Source organism: Peptoniphilus sp. oral taxon 386 str. F0131 (assembly GCF_000090945.1).
Classification (GTDB): Bacteria; Bacillota; Clostridia; order Tissierellales; family Peptoniphilaceae; genus Anaerosphaera; species Anaerosphaera mikwangii.
Genome location: NZ_GL349422.1, coordinates 502033 through 520950, shown reverse-complemented (window position 1 = coordinate 520950; position 18918 = coordinate 502033). Strand labels below are relative to the sequence as shown.

Genomic DNA, 18918 nt, shown 5'->3' with positions numbered 1-18918 from the left:
ATTGCTTTTGTATAGTTTGCAGGTACGTTTTCTTCTTTTGCGTAGTATTCAAATTCATTTCCCTTCGGATCGTGTTTTGCCAAGTTTGTGAAAGTCTTCTTTAGATCATTTCCATTTGCATTTGCAGGTACTATAAATTCATCTACTTTTTCATCGATTTTGTCTGCACCTTCTACGTTGTTCTTTCTCCAAAGCTCTATTGTTACAGTTGGTTTCGGTCCGTTTACCCATACTTTTTCTAATGTCTTTTCTACTACTGTTCCTTGTCCGCCGCTTGTGTTGATTACTTCTACTGTTTTTTCTTTTTCAGTAGCTTTTAGTGTTACTTTTCCGTCTGCTACTGAATATGTTGCTGTGTAACCTTGTGTGTTAGTTTCTTCTACTTTGTATTCTCCAAAGTATAGGCCTGTTAATACTTTGCTTTCGCCCGGTGCCAATTCAAAGGTTTCTTCATAGTTCGCAGGACCTGTCACCTTGAAGCTGAACTTAATTGGAGTTCCTCTTAAGGCTCTTACTCCGTTTCCTGTTTCTAACAGCTTCTTAGCTACTGTCAGCTTGCCTAGATTTTCGTCGCCTGTCTTGACGGTGTTGGTAATACTATTGTTTTGAGTATTAAATTCACCCAATATCCAGTTGTCGTTGTTGACATCTCCCGGATTCTTAAGGCTTTCTTTTACATAGAATGTATACTCATCACCTGCTGCAGTTGTAGTTTCTAAGCCTGTCCAAGTTGCAGTTGTTATGCTTCCGTTTATTTCTTTAACTTCTGCTCCCGGTACCTGTTCGCCTGCTGCATTTCCAATTCTTCGCCACAACTCAAAATTCATAGTTGGTCTTGTTACTTTTTCATCTCCTGACCATACTTTTGTGGCTGTAAATGTACCGTTATTCGGTATTTCATAAGTGTTGGTAATTTCATTGCCATGCTGACTTACTGTATAGATATGATTATTTACTGTTATCTTGTTATCCGCACCTACGCCTGCTTCCTTTACTGTATATTCTATTGGCAAATGTGTAGTTGCATTAATAGCCTGTACAGTCCAAGTATAGGTAAAGCTGGTTGCTGTACCGCTTGATGGTACAATTGTCGGAGTTACACCTTCAACCTTATTTCCATCTGCATATAATTCAAATACCGGTGCGGTATGATCTGCATCCGGTCCATTTTCCCAAGTTTTAGTAGCTGTTACATTTACTGTTGCACTCGAATTATAGACATTAGTAAAGTCAATAACCTGTCCTAATGCTCCTCCTGCAGTTACTTTATATAGGGTTATTTCCACTTCTTTGCCTTGTTCCCCTAATTTCGGAGCATATGGCAATATACTTGCTAAATCTTTTTCTGTCACTATATAGGTTGTAAATCTCATCATGTGAGGAATTGTTACTGTTTGATTCATTCCTACCGTTTGATCCCAGTTATGTTCATTTTCCATTCCCGGAACTACTCCTGCTTTCCTCTTCAAATTAATTGTAAAGGTTGGAGGAGTTTGTCTGCTTATTCCCCTAGATTGCTCTACAATCTTATGGATACTGATCTTAGCTCTGGCCTCTTCTTCTTCCCAATTTTTAAAGGTAACGTTCAGTCGTTTTCCTGCTGTTCCACCGAGTATTGAACCCGTAATAGATTTACCTATACCGTCGCCTGCCGGTGCATCACCGGTTGTCGTTGGTAAATCACCATTTGCCGTTACTTCAAATTTATTATAATAGGTCGTAACATTAAAGTTTAATGGATTTTCATTATTTTCATCATATACCTTTGCAGTTCTAAGTTCATATACACGATAATCTGCATTTTTATCAGGATTGTGAATGATTTTTTGTTCGCCGGGTCTTAGACCGATAGTTTCGTGGTAAGTATATCCACTTCCGACGACTTTTTCCACCTTAAATTGGAATTCACGCTTATCTGAATCCACTGCCGCTCCACCTGCATTGTTTGTAACAACCTTATTCAATACAAACAGTTTAGGTGTTACTTGAGTTTCAGGAAAATCTGTTGTTTGTGGATTCCCATTCTGGTCTGTATAGGTCATAGAGATTTGACCTAACGGATTAATTCCATTTTCAGGACTGTTATTTTTTAAAATAGCATCATTTATTGTCACGGTATATGTTATATACTCATACTTTAATGACGGATCATTTTCATCAAATACTGTGGCTACTGTTGCCATTGTCCATTTCGGCTTTCCATCAACTACTGTAATTTCTGAGCCGGGTGAATGCCCTGCTGTTGCGGGATCAAAATCATCCGGCAACTGGAATCCTGTATTAAAGTTAACATTTACTGTTGCTTGATTTACAGTTTTTAGTATTTGTGCTGCTATTTGTTCAAATACAGGAGTTAGTTGGCTTACATCTGTTACCTCTGTAAAATCTCCGGGAGCAGATGCAATATCACGAAGAACCCCGCTTCCCGTTGCATCTGTTTGTAATCCAACTGTAAATACACGCATATTGGCGGCTTTTGCAAAGCCGGACTCGGCAATGGCGCAGTTTCCGCTGTTGTAATAATGATATTCGTAGGTTGGGAATATTCCTCCACCAATCTTCACTCTTTCATATTGTTTCCACATGCTGTTGCCTGATCCGGTAGCTGACTCGTTGTATAAAAATTCATTTTCCGGCAACTGCTTACCTGTTTGTTTCTCATGGGTATGACTTCCCGGTCCTCCATCAATCAAATAATTATTTGGATGAGATATTTTGTAATTGAATGTCGGCACACCATCTGAAAGCACGACCATATATTTCTTATCTGCACCGGATCCGGCAAGCATTGTTCTGGCTTGCTTTACTCCGGCTTGAGTAAAGGTTCCGCCTTCAGCTGATAAAGCATTAATCGCACTATGCAATTTGGCTTTATTGCTTGTAAAATCTGATACAATGCTAACATTTGAGGCAAAACGCACAATACCTATTTGTGTACTTTGTGAGCCGTCTAACACATTGTCAACAAAGGCATTAGCGGCGTTTTTTGCACCCTTCATACGCCCAAAGTCTTTCATACTGCCTGATGTATCTATGACCAGTACAATCTTAGAGGTTTTAACAGAATCCCTTGCCGCTACAAGCATCTTTACTGTCCACTTGTTAGCTATATTTGGGTCTTCTTCCACAACCGGCTTATATGCCTTTACAGAACCCTCATTTACTAAATCAGGATCAAGTGTTCCGCCGGGATTAATTAAATTTTGAACCCATTGAGGCGCTGATGATTCTCTATTTTCGGCATTTCTAATCATATTACCTGAAACTTTAAATATTTTAGTTTCTTCAAATGGTCCATAGTTAATTGTTCCATCCGGAATTTCATTCCCAACTAAGTTGTCCGGATTTTTAGCCGCTTGATATGGGCTTTCCTTAGCTTTTTCGCCTTTGATTGAATCCACATCTAAATCAGTAGCTTCAATCTCTTCAAAATTTTCTTCTTTAGAGTTTTTTCCTATACCTACAGGATTTTTTACTTCTCCTGCATTTTCTTCGATGAAATTACTATTTGACTCATTTTCCATTTCAGCAAAAACATTTAACGGCAACGATGTCATAAGTAAAATAAATGCTAATGTAAAAGCTAAAAGCTTTTTTGTAATAGTTTTTTTATTATCTTTCATCTTTTTCCTCCTTAATAATTTTCCTGCCATTCAGCATACATACATAGTCAATATTATTATATAACAATTGTTGACTAAAATATATATTAAAATAAATATTCTTAACCTTAGTCGCAATAATTTTCTTTATAGCTATTCAGTTTGTAGTATGGCAATCGACAATTTTAAAAGAAAATTAAAAAGGTAGAAATAACTGCTAAGTTTATTTCTACCTTTTATTTATTTTTGTGATAACTCATTTGTAAGCTTTACAAAATTTTCTTTTACTTTATTAAAACTGTTTTCATATATCTTTATACTATCCAATTCAGAATTCTTGTCTGTACTTTCAATAGAAGTAACTAATAAATAGTAATCTCTATTTTGCAATTTAAAACTATCTAAAAATTCCTCATACATTCTTTTAATCTTCTCATTACCTTTTAAATAACTTGAATCTAATATACTGTTATAATAATTTTCAAATGAAAAGAGAGAGTTTTTTAAAGAAACTAATTTTGAATAATTAGTTCCGTTAAATTTCAAATCTTCCATCACACTTTTTTGAACTTCATATAAGTCAGCATAACTTTTTGAAATAGATGAGTAGAATTCTTTATCAGTTTTTAAATCAGTATACTGTGGTGCTTTTAAATAATCATTACCCAAAGATTTATATCCGGTCGCAGTATTTATAACTATCATTTTTTTTATATTATCATATTCAACATTAAAATCTAATACAGATGCCAAATCTCTAATTCTAAAATAATTATATCCATTAATATTTATTGAACTGAAAATTATCGGTCTTCCATCAATATAAAGCTTTGTTGTAATTAGATTCGTCTTTTCAACTTTAGAGTATATCAAAAGTAAATTTTCCTGATATTCCCTTCCACGAATTAAATCAATTTTATTTTTTTGAACATCATAGCTCACATCAAATCTCTTATTTGTTTTATTTAATGCTGATGCTATATCTCTAATCCTATAGTAGCTATATCCTTCTACTTTATATGCAGGTATATTTTTTACAGTATCATTTATTTTTACAAGCTGATACTCCAAATTCACATCTATTTCTTTTGCACTTACCTCAAACGAAATTAAAATCAAAATTAAAATTAATAAATATATTTTTTTCATATTAAACCTCTTCGTATAACATTATATCATACTTCATAACAAAATCTTGATTTCTTAATCTTTTTAAAAATTTCTTAATATTTGTAAACAAAAAGATGATTGTATAATTAATCAAACATTTGACGGTATCTATAATACTTATGATTATTACGAATTTTAATAATCTTTTCTTCTAATTCCCACCCGGATTTTTTCTTATTAAATCTCTCTTGTAATACACAAATGTTGCCTTCGGCATCCCTGTATATAAGAATATTTTGACATAAAAATACCGACCTCCAATCGTTAGATTTTTTTTGGTCTAACTTTTTGGGGTCGGTACAAAAAATTACCGCATCTTTTATTTGGTTTCTTTATCATCTTTCTTATGATGAATTATGCTTATGAACTTTTCTCCTTCTTTTATTTTCCTAATTCTCTTTTCAAAATCAATTCTACTTATCCAAATCTGTCTGTCACAGCCAAGACATTTAAGCTTAATGTCTACACCGGTTCTTAGTATCTCCCATTTATTTTCTCCGCAGGGATGCCCTTTTTTCAGTGTTACGACATCTCCAACTTCATATACTAACATTGATTTACCTCCGCTTTTACGATTGGAAGCTCAACTTTATTTTTAATAAATGCTTCCACCACTTTTTGTCTTATTTCATATTCCACTTTAAATTGTTCTCCGGGTTTTGCATAAACTGCAACTGTTATTTCATATCCTCTATCCGTATTATTTGTAACTCCCCAAACGTCAGGTCCTTTTAAAATTCTGTCATCATCTTTTAAATATCCTATATTTTCTCTTATAAGTTCTATTATATTTTTAGGTTCTTCTTTTATGGAAACAGGAAATACTATTTTTGCTCTCATATCTCCTCTTTGTTTATTAGTTACTATACCGATTTTTCCATTTGGAATTATATAAAGTTCACCGGCAAAATCACGAAGTTTTGTACATCTTATCCCAATATCTTCTATATATCCTTGATAATTTGAAATCTCAACTAAATCTCCTACACTATATTGATTTTCAGCTATGATAAATACTCCATTTATTACATCTTTAACGAGATTTTGTGCCCCAAATGAAATTGCAATTGAGCCTACTCCCAAAGTTGCAAATAATGATGTCGAATTAAACCCCAAAACTTCAATCGTCAACATTACAGCTAAAAAATATATTATAATTTTTGTCATCTTTATAAAGAGATTAGTAATTGTTACAATTCTCATATATGAATTATGTTTCTTAATACTTTGTGAATGTAAATTTTTTTTAATTATAAAAGATATGAACAATGAAAATAAATATGCTACCAGAAAAATTATACATATTTCAAAAATCTTTCCCAAAAAATTTAAATTTCCATTTTCAGCTTTTAAATATTTCATCACATTCTCAAATTTTTCCATATCAAATTCCTACCTCTGCATCATTTTTATTAAAATTTCTGCTGTTAATTACTTTATATAAACTTATCTTTCCATCTTTCATTGTTCCTATTTTTATCCCGGATATTTCAATTTTATCTACCGAAGTTCCAAGCCTTTTATAAAATTGTCCGGCTTTACCCAGGTCTCCACCTATATCACTATCTCCATATGCGTAAATTGAATTGGAAACTTTTTCTAATCTATCTACATTCGCCGCTAAAATAGTTTTAGATTTTTCTTTAAGATTTAAATTGTACTTTGAAATTATATTTGAATGTAGCAAATATATGTTTCTATCTGCAATTAAAATATCACTTATATTCGGTATTTCAATAGATTGCTTATTATCTTTAAAAAATATATACATCTTTTTATCGGTTACCATAACAGTTCTATTTTTGCTTTGACTTAAGAAAAGAGTTATTTCAGAAGAGTAGCTGTTAACTTTTTTATTTCCGTTTTTTACAATAGTAACTATATTTTGATGCCCTGTTGCCTCTATTTTAAACTCTGCTATTGCATAATAAGCTCCGGAACCATAAACATCATATGCTAAAATATAATTGGATGTAGAATACAAGTCATATAATTTCCCATCACTTTTTAAAATTTTTAAGCTCTCTTGATTATCTCCTTTAAAATGTAAAATTATATTTTTATTTTTATAACTTATATTATATAAATACTCATCAAGCTTTAATGTATTTACAAGTTCACCTGTTTCATTATATTCATAGAGTTTTTTGACATCTTCATCATATAAAAACCCATAATTATTAGCAAAAAAAACTTTTAATTCTCTATTCTTTGAGCTTACACTCTTTATTAAATTTGCATTTTTATCACAAATATACATTGTCTTTCCGTCAAATATCATAAGCCCGTTAGTGCTTATATGAAAATCAGATGCCGAATCTGTAACATTTACAGATCTGTCGAAAACAATATCTTTATTGCTGAACAAACTCGATTTTGTTAAGAATAAAAATACTAAAAGCACAAATACTATTATTAAAAGTATAATCTTTATATATTTCTTAAACATAATAAACCTCCACCGTTATTATATCACAGAAAAAATTCTACATTAAACATAAATTAAAAAAGAGCCTATCAATTACAGATAGCACTCCTTCTTAATTGTAGAGATTACGATCTCCGAACTTGATTTTACTGTCAACCACTACTCTCTTGTCAGGAAGTCCATATTCATCCATTAACATATCGAGTATTTTACAAATTTCTCCTCTTGAAATACCGGCGTTAGGTCTCAAAAGAAGATCCGGGCCTCCATCAACTACTCCTACACCAATAAGAACCCCTGCATATCCTCTATTCTCAGCAGAAAATGCCTGTGCATCTTTAAATTTAGTTGTAGCTGAAACATCAGGCTTAAGCTTGTACATATAGCCAAGTATTCCCATTACTTCTTGTCTTGTAATCGGTCTGTCAGGATTTAACTTTCCTGTTGTAGGAATTAAATATCCCGCCTTAATTGCCTTTGCAACTTCCTTATAATACCAATCGGAAATTGTAACATCAGAAAAAGTAACAGCATAAGTTTTTTCCAAGTTTGCCATAGAATTTACAACTGCATAAAATTCAACTCTTGAAATATAATTATCCGGTTTAAACATATCAGATTCATATCCTACAATAAAACCTGCATCACTCATACTATCAATATACTTTTCTGCCCAATGTCCCCTTGTATCTTGATATTTTTTAGCATAAACATTTGAAGAACTTAAAACTAAGAGAAGAGTAAGTAATAACAGTATTTTCCTACCCCTTTTCATTTAGCCTTCACCTTTTTTATAGTTAATATACTTTGACTAATACCATTATACCAACAAATTTGTCTAATGATTTTTAAGATTGTGTTACAGAAAATCAAGTTTTTGTAACAATATTGAAATATATTCAATTTATGCCAATATAAAATTTTAATATTCTCCTAAATTAAACCTTAAGTTCAACTGTATACTCAGTATTGTACTCTTGTATTAAAGGCTTTACTTCTTCCCTTATAAATTCTTCTACCTGCTCTGCACTTCTACCTATAAAATTCTTAGAATTTAAAATCTCATTAATATCTTCTCTTGTCATTTTAAAATCTTCGTCATCCGATAAAAGTTCTAAAAGATTATTTTTCCTTCCATGCTCTTTTACTTCTCTTGCCGCTTGCATAGAATATTGTCTTATTTTTTCATGAAGCTTTTGTCTATCTCCACCAAGCTTTACCGCCTCCATCAAAATATTTTCTGTCGCCATAAATGGAAGTTCTTCTTCAACATGAGTCTTTATAACATTCTCATATACAACAAGTCCGTCTGTCACATTGATTGCAATTTCAAGTATAGCATCTATCGCAAGAAATCCTTCAGGAATACTCAATCTTTTATTTGCAGAATCATCAAGTGTTCTTTCAAGCCATTGTGTTGCCTCTACCATGGCCGGATTTTGTGCTATTGAAATTACATATTTTGACAATGATGATATTCTTTCACACCTCATAGGATTTCTTTTATATGCCATTGCAGATGAGCCCACTTGACTCTTTTCAAATGGTTCTTCAATTTCTTTTCTGTTTTGTAAGAGCCTTATATCATTTGTCATCTTATGTGCAGATTGTGCAATTGATGAAAGTACTTGAAGTACATGATAATCAATTTTTCTTGTATATGTCTGTCCTGTTACTGCAAGTGATGACTTAAATCCAAGTGCTGACACTATTTTTCTATCAAGCTCTTTGACTTTTTCATGATCACCGTCAAATAATTTTAAATATGATGCTTGAGTTCCTGTAGTCCCTTTTGCACCTCTGAGTTTTAAATTTTTACGTCTATATCTAATTTCTTCTAAATCCATCAAGAAATCCTGTATCCAAAGACTCGCTCTTTTGCCGACAGTAACAAGCTGTGCAGCTTGATAATGCGTATAGCCGAGTGTTGGTAAATTTTTGTATTTAAGTGCAAATTCACATAGATTTTCTATTAAAGCCGCAAGCTTTTTTTCTACAAGTTCCATTGCATTACTCATTAGTATTATATCTGTATTATCTGTCACATAACAACTTGTAGCTCCAAGGTGAATTATGGGAGCTGCACTCTTGGCAGCCTCCCCATATGTCTTTACATGCGCCATTACATCATGACGAAGTTCACGCTCATATTTTTCAGCAAGTTCAAAATCAATATTATCTATATTCTCTTCAAGTTCTCTTATTTGTTCTAATGTTATGTTTAATCCAAGTTCCGCTTCCGCTTTTGCAAGTTCAACCCAAAGCCTTCTGAATGTTTTAAATTTGTTTTCTTCAGAAAATATATGACTCATTTCATAACTTGAGTATCTTGTATTTAATGGGTTTTGATAGATATCTCTATTCATTTTTCCTCCTTGAAGTATTTTACTCCTGCTCTAAATATATTTTGTATTTCAAGATTATACATATTTTTATATAGACCATCTGCTATTCTTTCAGAGTGCCCCATCTTTCCAAGTATTTTTCCATCTTTTGATATTATAGCTTCAATATTATAGTCTGAACCATTTGGAGATACTTCATAAGCACCTACAATCTGTTCATTATTTAAAAGCTCTTTAAGTCTTATATCATTTATTACAAATCTACCCTCTCCATGAGAAACAGGCATTGTATATGTTTTATTAAGTTCAAGTTCTGTAAGCCATGGTGAATTTACGGTAAGAATTTTTGTATCTACAAATGATGCTATATGTCTTCTACATGTATTAAATGTCAAAGTAGGATCGTCTTCCTTCACTTCGCATATATTTCCATTTGGAAGCAGTCCTGTTTTTATAAGAGCTTGAAATCCATTACATATTCCTATTATTAAACCGTCATTTTTATCAAGCATATATTCTATTGCATCTTTAATCTTCGGTGCACGAAGTACATTTGCAATAAATTTACCTGATCCGTCAGGTTCATCTCCGAGAGAAAATCCGCCGGGTATTGCAAAAATTTGAGCTTTTCTAATTAATGAAGCTAATTCTTCTATTGAAGCTTTTATATCATTATTGCTTTGATTTTTAAATACTGATATTTTTACTTCCGCACCTTCATTTTCAAATGCCTTTGCCGTATCCCATTCACAATTTGTTCCCGGAAATGCCGGAATTACTACAAGTGGTTTTTCCACCGGTTTTAATGATTTTGTTCTTCTATTTTCAATTCTGCTATTTTCCAATCCTGCAAATTTTATTTGTTCTTTTGGTTTAAACACTGAATCTAATGTATGAAGATATGCTTTTTCAAGCTTATCACCTGACAATTTTATTCCGTTTACTATTACTTCGTCGCTAAATTTACCAATCGGTTCTATAAAATCTCTATCTTCTAAATATTCAACTATAAAACTTCCATATAGAGGACTGTATAAATCATCAAGTTTAACATCAAATCCTGTATTTAACACAGCAGATTCATATACCTGAGGAAGTGTTCCCTTACCTGTAACTGCCACTGCTGAAATTATATTTTTATCTTTTATATCTGTATAGATTTTTTCAAACTTTAATTTTAAATCTTCAAGATCAACAAGTCCTACTGAATTGTATTTTGCCTTTATAAGACCTATTTTTCCCTTTGCCTTGAAATCTGGAGATATTATGTTTTCAATATCTTCAGTAGTTACTGCAAATGATATCAAAGTAGGAGGTACACTTATATTCTCAAAAGTACCGCTCATTGAATCTTTTCCTCCTATTGGAGGTGCCTTGAAAAATTTAGATGCTTCAAGTGCTCCAAGCAATGATTTAAGTGGCTTTGACCATGATTTTTCATCTTTTAATTTTTCATAATATTCTTGGAATGACAATCTGATATTTTTCGTTGATGCACCTGTTGCAACAAGCTTTGCTATTGATTCAATTACACTGTAATATCCCCCAATGTATTGTGAACTTTCAGATATATATGGATTAAATCCATAACTCATCAATGAAACTGTTTTTACATCTCCGTCAAATGAAGGAATTTTTGCCACCATGGACTGTATAGGAGTTACTTTACCCTTTCCTCCGAGAGGATATAAAACGGTGTTTCTTCCAATACTTCCATCAAAAATTTCAATCAAATTTCTCTTTGATGTTGTATTTAAATCTGCAAGATACTTCGAAAGATTTTCAGGGTCTTTATCTTCATTCACAAGAATACTCGGAACATCTTCACTTACCACTTCAACATTTTGAGTTCTGTCCGCTCCTGCAGTATTTATAAAATCATAACTCATACCACAAATTACTTCGTCTTCATAATACATTGTCATTCTATTTTTGTCTGTTACTTCCGCTACAACTGTAAGTTCAAGATTTTCTTCATCTGTATATTTTTTAAACTCATCTAAATCATTCTTATCTATGACAAGTGCCATTCTCTCCTGAGATTCTGATATAGCTATCTCCCTCGGACTAAGTCCCTCATATTTTAAAGGAACTCTATCAAGATATATATCTACTCCGTCAGACAGTTCCCCAACTGCGACACTAACTCCTCCTGCACCGAAATCATTACATTTCTTTATAAGTTTTGCTACTTCACTTCTTCTGAATAACCTTTGAATCTTTCTCTCTTCAGGGGCATTTCCTTTTTGAACTTGTGCAGATTCCGTAAGAATTGATGTAGTCTTATGAGTCTTTGATGAACCTGTTGCTCCGCCTATTCCGTCACGTCCTGTTCTTCCGCCTATTAATAATACTAAATCTCCTGCTTTCGGTTCCATACGAGTTACATTTTCGAGAGGTGCTGCTGCTATAACCGCTCCTGTTTCCATTCTCTTTGCTACATATCCTTCGTGGTAAACTTCATCTACAAATCCTGTTGCAAGTCCTATTTGATTTCCATAAGATGAATACCCAAGTGCCGCTTGTGTTGTGATTTTCTTTTGAGGTAATTTGCCTTCAAGAGTTTTTTCTATGCTTTGCATCGGATTTGCACTGCCTGTAATTCTCATAGCCTGATATACAAATGCCCTACCGCTTAACGGGTCTCTTATTGCTCCGCCAAGACATGTACTTGCTCCGCCGAGAGGTTCAATTTCTGTAGGGTGATTATGTGTCTCGTTTTTAAACATCAAAAGATAATCTCTAAGTTCTTCTTTGCCGTCAATGTCAATTCTAACCTTTATTTTTACAGAGCAAGCATTAATTTCAGAGCTTACTTCCAAATCTTCAAGTTCTCCGTTGGCTCTAAGATATTTTGCAAGAATTGTTCCAAAGCTCATAAGGCTTATCGGTTTTTTTATTTTAAGTTCTTCTCTAAGCTTTAAATATTCATCAAAACTTGATTTTATTGCCCTGTCAAGTTCCGTCTTTTCATCAAATTTTATTTTTAATTCCGTATTGAAAGTAGTGTGTCTGCAATGATCTGACCAATATGTGTCTATTATTGCTATTTCCGTTTCATTCGGATCTCTGTTTTCAGATTTAAAGTATTCTCTTACACAGATTAAATCTTCAATACTCATAGCAAGTGATTTTTCTTTTAAAAATTTTAGCAATCCATCTTCGTCCAAATTTATAAATCCATCATAAACTCTGTTTATTTTATTTTTTTGTGCATTATTTGAAAGTGTTGTAGGAATTCCAAGCAGTCCTACTCTATGTGAATCAACAGGATTTACAAGAAATTTTTCAATTCTTAAAAGTTCATCTTCATCAGCTCCGTCTATTGAATAAACTGTTGTTGAACTTGCAGATACCTTCTCATCGTTCACAAGTGCTATTGTATCCAAAAGTCCTTGTTCTCTTTGGTCAAATTGTCCCGGCAAATATGAAACAGCTATTGCACTTTTCATCGTGGATTGAAGTTTAAGAGCATCTTCTCCAAAATAAATTTCATCAACCGGTCTTTCAGATAATATTGTGTATAAGATTTTTTCAAGTTCTGCATCACTTATTTCAATATCATATCTTCTGTAAACTTTTAATCCGTTAAGTTCTATGCCCAAAGAGTTTTTAATTTCTTGTTTAAGCTCCTTTGATTCATAATCAAATTCTGATTTTTTAGTAACATAAACTCTCTTTACTCTTGGACCTATATCAGTTCTATAATACATATCTTTAAAATGAACCTTAGCTGCATCCTGATATACTTTTTTTATAACATCATCAAAGTTTTCTCCGCTGTATATTAAATTTAGAACTCTTCCTCCGTTTGTTTTTAATGAAGTATCAAATTTAGTCCCTGCATGATATACCTTACACTCTATTTCACCGTCAAATACTATTTCATTTCCCTTTTCATACTCTGTAGGATATCCGCCTGCAGAAATTACAAGGCATAATGCTTTTTTGTTATTTACCTTCAACTCTAATTCATTCAACTTTCTTTCTGATGTTTTTATTAAAAGCTCCAGCAAATCATTTTCAATAAGTTCCAATATAACTTGAGTTTCAGGATCTCCAAATCTGCAATTAAACTCCAATACATTTATATCAGAGTCGCTTATCATAAGTCCTATAAACAAAACACCTCTATAGTCAATCTTTTCTTTTTTCAATCCCTCTAAAACAGGTTTTAAAATTTCTTCGTCTATTCTTTCAAAAAAACTTTCCGCCTCAAGGTTAGGTGCATATGTCCCCATACCGCCTGTATTTAATCCTACTTCTCCGCTTCCGATTTTCTTGTGATCTCTTGATGTAGGTAATGGAATAATAGTTTCAGAATCACATAAGCAAATTAATGACATTTCAAATCCATCTAAAAATTCTTCTACTACTACTCTTTTTTCTCCAAAAATACCTTTTTGAAGTACGTTCTTTAAAAAATCTTCAGCTTTTCCCAAATCTTCCGCTATTAAAACGCCTTTTCCGGCTGCAAGTCCATCAGCTTTTAATACAGCCTTGCCATTTTTCTCAATAAGCTTAGTTGCAAATTCAAATGCCTCTTCAAAATTATCACTTTCTAAATACTTTGCACTCTTTATATTATGCTTATTTAAAAATTTTTTTGTATAAGCTTTACTCTTTTCGAATAACGCTCCTTCAAGACGCGGTCCAAAAATCTTAAGACCCTTTTCTTCAAATTTATCCGCTATACCTGCACAAAGTGCAGCCTCCGGTCCTACTACCGTATAGTCAATCTTTTCTTCCAACGCAAAATTTAAAAGAGAATCAACATCTTCAGCACCTATGTTGATATTTTTGCCAAGCTCATTTGTTCCCCCGTTCCCCGGGGCAAAATAAAGCTCTCTGTTTTTATCATTCTTTAATAAATTGTACCCAATGGCAAATTCTCGTCCGCCACTTCCAATAATTAATATCTTCATAGTCCCTCCTAATGTTTAAAATGTCTATTACCTGTGAATACCATAGAAATATTTAATTCGTCACACCTATCTATGGACTCTTTATCTTTTAGAGAACCTCCGGGTTGAATTATTGAACAAACTCCAATCTCTCCTGCAATTCTAACACAATCATCAAACGGGAAAAAAGCATCTGATGCAAGTACACTACCCGAAAAATCCTTATCAGGATGATTATTTCTTATACTCTCAAGAGCCCATACCCTCGATGTTTGTCCTCCGCCAATTCCAAGAGTTGCTCCGTCTTTTACTACTACTATGGCATTTGACTTTGTATACTTTACAACTTTCATTGCAAAGATTAAATCTTCCTTTTCCATATCAGTCGGCTTAGACTTAGTTACAATTTCATAACCATCTTCAGCAGTATCTCTGTCTTGTATTAAAACTACTCCATCTAAATATTTCAGATCTATGTCCTGTTGCTTTAAATTATAATCAATTTTTACAAGTCTTACATTCTTTTTAGAAGTCAAGATTTCAAGAGCTTCTTTTGTAAAATCTGTAGCCGCAATTATTTCAAGGAAAGTTTTTGACATCTCAACAGCTGTTTCTCTATCAATTACTCCATTTACAGAAACTATTCCTCCAAATATTGAAACAGGATCTGCATTATACGCCTTACTGTACGCCTCTAAAATATTTTTACCCTTTGCAGCTGCGCAGGGTGTAGAATGTTTTAATGCCACAACTGTATTTATACCAAGTTCTGCAGATAATTCTACTGCCGCATTTAAGTCATTATAGTTATTAAAACTCATTTCCTTCCCATGAATAACTTCTGCATTTGACAGATAGCTGTTTACATAATTATCCCTATATATAGCCGCTTTTTGTGAAGGATTTTCCCCATATCTTAAACTGCTTATTTTTTCAAACCCAAACGAACGATATTTTAAATCCGCTCCTGTTTTTTCTAAAAAGTATCTTGAAATCATAGAGTCATAGTATGCAGTTAAAGAATACGCCTTTGCTGCAAGTCTCTCTCTAAATTCAATATCAACTTTATTATTTTTAAGCCTTTCAATCAGTTCTTCATAATCACTCGGATCTGTAACTATCAAAACATCTTTATAATTTTTAGCAGCCGCTCTTATTAGAGTCGGCCCTCCAATGTCAATATTTTCTACTATACTCTCGTGAATTTCCGTTTTTAAAGCTCCTTGAAAATCATATAAGTTTACTACAACTATATCTATTGGAGAAATTTTATACTCTTTTATTGTATCTTCATCTTCCTTTAAACCTCTTCTATATAAAATTCCGCCATGCACATAAGGAGATAGCGTTTTTACTCTACCGCCAAGCATCTCCGGAAAGTTTGTTATACTTTCAATGTCAATTGCATTCACTCCAAAATCTCTTATTACCTTTAAAGTTCCACCTGTTGATATTATTTTTATTCCAAGTTCACTTAGAGATTTTGATAAATATTCCACATTACTCTTATCTGTTAGAGAAATAAGTGCTTTCATTGTTCCTCCTCTATTTTTTTTATAGCTTTTTTTAATATACTATGTTCTATTTTTAGAACTCTTTCTGCAATTTCCTCAGGACTTCTGCAATCTGAAATATCAATTTGATTTTGTATGATTACTTCGCCTCCGTCAATTTCATCCGTAACAAAATGTACACTTGCTCCGCTTATTCGTTCTTTATTTTCAAATACTGCCTTATGCACATTTATGCCGTGATATCCCTTTCCCCCATATTTAGGCAAAAGTGACGGATGTATATTTATTATCCTATTTTTATATTTTTCCAATATATTTTTACTTATTATAGGAAGAAAACCGGCAAGTACGATAAAATCTATTTTATATTCTTCAAGCTTATTTAAAATATTATCTTCATCAGATGTAACAACTGTTGGAATTTTTTCATTATATGCATGAAATAATCCTTTGGCATCTTTATTTGACAACACAAGTTCAATAGTACTGTCAAATTCATTGAGCTTCTTTGCATCAATAAGTGCCTTTAAGTTTGAGCCTGTACCCGATATAAAAACAGCTATTCTCATACCAATTCAACACCTTTTCCCTCTATAACCTCCCCGATTATATAGGCTTTGTCAGTTGTATTTTCATTTATATCTTTTAAAATTTTATCGGAATCTTCAGATTTTACTATTATTGTCATTCCGACACCCATGTTAAATGCCCTGTATAATTCATCTTCCTCCACTAATTTAGAGTTTACTATTTCTTTAAAAACTATCGGAAGATCCCAAGAATTTTTGTCTATTCTAACACCTAATCCATCTGGGATAATTCTCGGAACATTTTCTACAAGCCCTCCACCTGTAATATTTGCAACTCCTAAAATATCATATCTTTCTATTAAGTATAAAATCGTCCTTACATATAGCTTTGTGGGTGTTAAAAGAACCTCTCCGACACTTTTATCACTATTTGGAAAAATATCATCACATGTTTTATTTAATTCTTCAAAAAATAATTTTCTTGCAAGTGAATATCCGTTTGAATGTAATCCGGAAGATGCAAGTCCTATTACAACATTTCCGCTTTTAATTTTTTTTCCATCAATTATTTTGTTTTTATCTACTATCCCTACACTAAAACCTGCAAGGTCATATTCATCTTTAGAATACATTCCCGGAAGTTCGGCTGTTTCTCCTCCAATTAATGCAGCTCCGGTTTCTATACATCCTATTGAAATCCCCTCTACTATCTTCGAAATTTTTTCCGGAATAATTTTATCCGCTCCAATATAATCTAAAAAGAATAAAGGCTTTGCACCTTGACAAATTAAATCATTAACACACATTGCAACAAGATCTATCCCAACTGTATTGTGAATATCCATTTTTTGTGCTATAAGAAGCTTTGTACCTACGCCGTCAGTTGATGCAAGAAGTGTAGGATGCTCCATATCTTTAAACTCATCAAGAGAAAATCCTCCTGAGAAAAGTCCTATGTCTCCAAAAACTCCACTTGTATAAGTTTTTTTAACATGTTCTTTCATAAGTTCTACCGCTCTATTGCCGGAGTCAATATCTACTCCTGAATCCTTATAATCAATCATAAAAATCTCCTTATATAACTATTGGATCAACGGGATAATTTCCGTTAAAACAAGCTTTACAAAATCTATCATCTCTTATAAGCGTTGCCCTTTGCAATCCATCCATAGATAAAAATGCAAGAGAGTCCGCTCCTATTTTTTCTCTTATCTCTTCAACACTGTTATTTGCAGCAATTAAATTTATTCTGCTAGGAGTATCTATCCCATAATAACATGGATATTCTACCGGAGGAGATGTAATTCTAAGATGTACTTCCTTTGCTCCGGATTCTCTCATCCTCTTTATCAGATTTGCAGATGTAGTTCCCCTTACAATCGAGTCATCCAAAAGAACTATCCTCTTACCTTCTATTACATGTCTAAGTGGATTTAATTTAAGTGCAACCGCCATTTCCCTTTCTTCTTGAGTCGGCTTTATAAAAGTCCTTCCCATATATCTATTTTTTACAAGTCCCTCTGCAAACGGAATTTTTGCCTCTTGTGAATATCCTATTGCAGAGGGAATACCGCTGTCAGGCACAGGTACTACTAAATCTACATCACAAGGTGCTTCTATTGACAGTAGCTCTCCACATCTTCTTCTAAAATTATATGAGTTAACCTTGTCTAAAGTTGCATCGTTTCTTGCAAAATATACATATTCAAATATGCAGTGCTTAGGCTTTTTTGCTCCTTCAATAAAATGTGATTTAATTCCATTTTCATCTACTACTACAATCTCACCCGGAAGTATGTCTCTTTTTACCTGCGCACCTATTATTTCTATTGGTGCATTTTCAGATGAAAATATTACATCTCCACTTTCAGTTTGACCAAGCACAAGCGGCCTTATTCCCATCGGATCTCTAAACGCAATCAACTTATCTTTTAAAAGCAAAACAATACTGTACGCTCCCTTTATTATGCCCATGGTCTTTTTAACGGCATCTACTATATCTCCTTTATAGTATCTTGCTATTAAAAACAAAATTACCTCAGTATCTATTCCTGTTTGAAACATAATTCCATCTTCTTCGAGACGTGTCCTTAAAATTTGATGGTTAATTAAATTCCCGTTATGCGCTAAACTCATCTCTATTCCTCTGGCAAATGCCATAAGCGGCTGAGTATTATAATCATGTGAACCGCCCGCAGTAGAATATCTAACATGTCCTATTCCAAGATTTCCCTCAAGCACATTAAGCCTGTTTTCATTAAACACATCTATTACAAGTCCCATTCCCTTTTCACGTTTTAGACTTTCGCCATTTGAAACAGTTATACCGCAAGACTCCTGTCCACGATGTTGAAGTGAATTTAATCCGTAAAATAATTTTTTATTTACATTCGAATTTGAATAAATGCCGATTATACCGCACATA

The 18918-nt window shown here is 32.9% G+C and carries 12 protein-coding genes; all 12 read right to left on the bottom strand.

Annotated features, from left to right (window positions below; translation table 11 throughout):
- On the bottom strand, positions 1-3623 hold a 3623-nt coding region (locus tag HMPREF0629_RS02470), incomplete at its 3' end, for a VWA domain-containing protein (RefSeq protein WP_039856492.1).
- Positions 3624-3842: 219 nt separating this feature from the next.
- A complete protein-coding gene (locus tag HMPREF0629_RS02465; RefSeq protein WP_009221795.1) occupies positions 3843-4751 on the bottom strand; it encodes a hypothetical protein in 909 nt (302 codons plus the stop codon).
- A 340-nt stretch (positions 4752-5091) separates the two neighbouring features.
- Positions 5092-5325 (bottom strand): DUF951 domain-containing protein, encoded by a 234-nt coding sequence (locus HMPREF0629_RS02460; RefSeq protein ID WP_009221794.1) that lies wholly within the window; start codon positions 5323-5325, stop codon positions 5092-5094.
- Positions 5319-6155 carry a mechanosensitive ion channel family protein gene (locus HMPREF0629_RS02455; protein WP_009221793.1) on the bottom strand — a complete coding sequence of 279 codons (837 nt, stop codon included), beginning with the start codon at positions 6153-6155 and terminating at the stop codon, positions 5319-5321. Before HMPREF0629_RS02455 ends, HMPREF0629_RS02460 begins: the two co-directional genes overlap by 7 nt.
- Position 6156: 1 nt before the next feature.
- A complete protein-coding gene (locus HMPREF0629_RS02450; protein ID WP_009221792.1) occupies positions 6157-7221 on the bottom strand; it encodes a hypothetical protein in 1065 nt (354 codons plus the stop codon).
- Positions 7222-7312: 91 nt separating this feature from the next.
- Positions 7313-7975, bottom strand: a complete 663-nt coding sequence (locus HMPREF0629_RS02445) for an S-layer homology domain-containing protein (RefSeq protein WP_009221791.1) — start codon at positions 7973-7975, stop codon at positions 7313-7315.
- 163 nt (positions 7976-8138) lie between these two features.
- Complete coding sequence (gene purB / locus HMPREF0629_RS02440) at positions 8139-9566, bottom strand: adenylosuccinate lyase (RefSeq protein ID WP_009221790.1); 1428 nt, start codon at positions 9564-9566, stop codon at positions 8139-8141.
- Positions 9563-14470: a phosphoribosylformylglycinamidine synthase gene (locus HMPREF0629_RS02435; protein WP_009221789.1), complete on the bottom strand. Its 4908-nt coding sequence runs from the start codon at positions 14468-14470 to the stop codon at positions 9563-9565. The genes purB and HMPREF0629_RS02435 overlap by 4 nt, the downstream gene beginning before the upstream one ends.
- 8 nt (positions 14471-14478) lie before the next feature.
- Positions 14479-15984, bottom strand: coding sequence for a bifunctional phosphoribosylaminoimidazolecarboxamide formyltransferase/IMP cyclohydrolase (purH, locus tag HMPREF0629_RS02430; RefSeq protein WP_009221788.1), 1506 nt, complete (start codon positions 15982-15984; stop codon positions 14479-14481).
- Positions 15981-16532, bottom strand: a complete 552-nt coding sequence (gene purN, locus HMPREF0629_RS02425; protein WP_009221787.1) for a phosphoribosylglycinamide formyltransferase — start codon at positions 16530-16532, stop codon at positions 15981-15983. The genes purH and purN overlap by 4 nt, the downstream gene beginning before the upstream one ends.
- Positions 16529-17557 carry a phosphoribosylformylglycinamidine cyclo-ligase gene (purM, locus tag HMPREF0629_RS02420; RefSeq protein ID WP_009221786.1) on the bottom strand — a complete coding sequence of 343 codons (1029 nt, stop codon included), beginning with the start codon at positions 17555-17557 and terminating at the stop codon, positions 16529-16531. The genes purN and purM overlap by 4 nt, the downstream gene beginning before the upstream one ends.
- A gap of 10 nt (positions 17558-17567) precedes the next feature.
- Positions 17568-18917 (bottom strand): amidophosphoribosyltransferase, encoded by a 1350-nt coding sequence (purF, locus tag HMPREF0629_RS02415; RefSeq protein WP_009221785.1) that lies wholly within the window; start codon positions 18915-18917, stop codon positions 17568-17570.
- Between the last annotated feature and the right edge of the window lies 1 nt (position 18918).

What these genes read in the sequence shown, in the direction of transcription:
- HMPREF0629_RS02465 (WP_009221795.1), bottom strand. Translation starts at nt 4,751, where the DNA reads ATGAAAAAAATATATTTATTAATTTTAATTTTGATTTTAATTTCGTTT.
- HMPREF0629_RS02460 (WP_009221794.1), bottom strand. Translation starts at nt 5,325, where the DNA reads ATGTTAGTATATGAAGTTGGAGATGTCGTAACACTGAAAAAAGGGCAT.
- HMPREF0629_RS02455 (WP_009221793.1), bottom strand. Translation starts at nt 6,155, where the DNA reads ATGGAAAAATTTGAGAATGTGATGAAATATTTAAAAGCTGAAAATGGA.
- HMPREF0629_RS02450 (WP_009221792.1), bottom strand. Translation starts at nt 7,221, where the DNA reads ATGTTTAAGAAATATATAAAGATTATACTTTTAATAATAGTATTTGTG.
- HMPREF0629_RS02445 (WP_009221791.1), bottom strand. Translation starts at nt 7,975, where the DNA reads ATGAAAAGGGGTAGGAAAATACTGTTATTACTTACTCTTCTCTTAGTT.
- purB (WP_009221790.1), bottom strand. Translation starts at nt 9,566, where the DNA reads ATGAATAGAGATATCTATCAAAACCCATTAAATACAAGATACTCAAGT.
- HMPREF0629_RS02435 (WP_009221789.1), bottom strand. Translation starts at nt 14,470, where the DNA reads ATGAAGATATTAATTATTGGAAGTGGCGGACGAGAATTTGCCATTGGG.
- purH (WP_009221788.1), bottom strand. Translation starts at nt 15,984, where the DNA reads ATGAAAGCACTTATTTCTCTAACAGATAAGAGTAATGTGGAATATTTA.
- purN (WP_009221787.1), bottom strand. Translation starts at nt 16,532, where the DNA reads ATGAGAATAGCTGTTTTTATATCGGGTACAGGCTCAAACTTAAAGGCA.
- purM (WP_009221786.1), bottom strand. Translation starts at nt 17,557, where the DNA reads ATGATTGATTATAAGGATTCAGGAGTAGATATTGACTCCGGCAATAGA.
- purF (WP_009221785.1), bottom strand. Translation starts at nt 18,917, where the DNA reads ATGTGCGGTATAATCGGCATTTATTCAAATTCGAATGTAAATAAAAAA.